The organism is Brevundimonas vesicularis (assembly GCF_900445985.1).
Classification (GTDB): Bacteria; Pseudomonadota; Alphaproteobacteria; order Caulobacterales; family Caulobacteraceae; genus Brevundimonas; species Brevundimonas vesicularis_D.
Window position 1 is genome coordinate 1 of sequence record NZ_UAQP01000003.1, and the last position, 2116, is coordinate 2116.

3 protein-coding genes are annotated in these 2116 nt (G+C 45.6%); all 3 read left to right on the forward strand.

Translation table 11 applies throughout. The annotated features are described in order from the left end of the window. Nucleotides 1-306: HigA family addiction module antitoxin (locus tag DT343_RS17920; protein ID WP_220116396.1), on the forward strand; the 306-nt coding region annotated here is incomplete at its 5' end. Between the two features lie 367 nt (nucleotides 307-673). Further along, nucleotides 674-799, forward strand: coding sequence for a hypothetical protein (locus DT343_RS17925; protein ID WP_258522455.1), 126 nt, complete (start codon nucleotides 674-676; stop codon nucleotides 797-799). 354 nt (nucleotides 800-1153) lie between these two features. Next, the coding region (locus DT343_RS17930; RefSeq protein ID WP_146756694.1) for an aldehyde dehydrogenase family protein at nucleotides 1154-2116 on the forward strand (963 nt) is incomplete at its 3' end.

A 2116-nucleotide genomic window follows, 5' to 3' on the forward strand; every position in this document is an offset into this window, starting at 1 on the left:
GGAAACAACATGCAGCACAATCCCCCGCACCCTGCCGAAATCATCAAAGAAGACATCTTGCCCGCATTAAACCTGAACATCACACAAGCCGCCCGACAACTAGGCATTGCCCGCATAACCCTATCGCGCCTACTCAACGGCAAAACAGGCATCACACCCGACATGGCGATAAGACTGCATCAATGGCTAGGCACAGACAGCCCCAGCCCTGAAAGCTGGCTGCACCAACAGGCAAACTATGACTTGTGGCAGGCGCTGCAAAAACCGCGCCCGCAAATACAAAGCTATCAATATCACAAAGCCTAAGAAAACCTTGCAAAGGGAAGCATGCCATCGACATTAGGAAATAGCATGCAGCGACAGCGCAGATAGAGCCGGCAACAGCAGCGACACATAGGAGGGGCGGGCTAAAACTTCAGAAGCGCCAAGCCCTAGACCGCCGCCCATTCAGACGCGTTAACGCTAACCGAGTTTTTTTCACTTTTTTTGCTGAACATTTGCGCGTCTTTGTATGAAAATCATGGAAATTGTACGAAGAAAATGCAAACCCTCGCGCGTGCGCGCGTGAGAGCCATCAAACGCTATCGCTACCCCCCCCATACACCGCACAGAGCCGCTATTCATTGCCCCCACCTTAATTCAGTATCATAAAACCTAGAAAGGAGAAGCAAGTATGCAAAACAGCAAACAGGCATTTACAGCAGGGCAATCAGCGCATTTAACCTATTCCCTCAAAAGACTGGTGGTATTTGCAATGAAAAATGAGAAAGATTGCACGTTTTTCAAGGAAAAAACGTAGGCTGATAGTTATTTTATCAGGCAGGTTTTTGGTGCAGAAAAACAAGGTTTAGCCATTTTTTCATGCAAAAATTGATTGAAGTGCTAAATTTCATCTTATTTTATGAAAATGTTATCAAGGTTTAACACGCTCTAAATATTTTCAAACAACCTAATAAATTTACAAAAAGTTTACAAAAATCAATTTGCAATACACAATCATTTAACACAAATTGAACAAGAAATTCATTAAAAATCAATTATTTGCGTTATAGATGATTTTTTGTTATCATAATCTATCTTTTTGGTTTCATCAACCTTTGAATAAAATTTATAAGTTTTGATGATAAATTTTTAAAAATACAGGAGTCTTGTTATGCCATTGTCATCACTACCAAACGTAGAACAAACATCGTTATACATCGGTGGAAAGTATGTATCCGCCAGCAGTGGAGAGTTTTTTGAGACGGTCAATCCTGCCACGGCAGACACGCTTGCCAAACTGCAAAGTGCCTCAAAAGCGGACGTAGATAAAGCGGTACAAAGTGCCAAAGCAGGACAAAAAATCTGGGCAAGCATGACGGCGGTGGAGCGTTCTCGGATATTGCTAAAAGCGGTGGCAATTTTGCGTGAAGAAAATGATAAGCTGGCACGCCTTGAGACGGCGGACACAGGCAAGGCAATCAGCGAGACCGCTTATGTGGATATTGTTACAGGGGCGGATGTGTTGGAGTATTATGCAGGGCTTGCCACCGCCGTTGAAGGGGTGCAAGTGCCACTTCGCACGGGCAAAGAAGGGAGCTTTTTTTATACCCAAAGAGAACCGCTTGGCGTGGTGGCAGGGATTGGGGCGTGGAATTATCCCATTCAAATCGCCCTATGGAAATCGGCTCCTGCGTTGGCATCTGGTAATGCCATGATTTTTAAGCCAAGCGAAGTTACGCCTTTGACCGCCCTAAAACTTGCCGAGATTTATACCCAAGCTGGCGTGCCTGACGGGGTGTTTAATGTCGTGCAAGGTGGTGGTGATGTGGGGGCGTATCTGACCGAACACCCTGATATTGCCAAAATCTCATTTACAGGCTCGGTGGCAACAGGCAAAAAAGTGATGAGTCTTGCAGGAGCATCATCACTAAAAGACGTAACCATGGAGCTTGGCGGTAAGTCGCCCTTGATTGTTTGTGATGATGCCGACATTGAGCTGGCGGCGGACGTGGCGATGATGGCAAACTTTTATAGCACAGGACAAGTGTGTACCAATGGCACACGAGTTTTTGTACCAAGTGCCAAAAAACACGCCTTTGAACAAGCTATTTTGGCACGCCTGCCCAAGGTTCGC

Bases quoted from the DNA above. Each gene is read 5' to 3' on its own strand.
- DT343_RS17925 (WP_258522455.1), top strand. From the start codon at position 674: ATGCAAAACAGCAAACAGGCATTTACAGCAGGGCAATCAGCGCATTTA.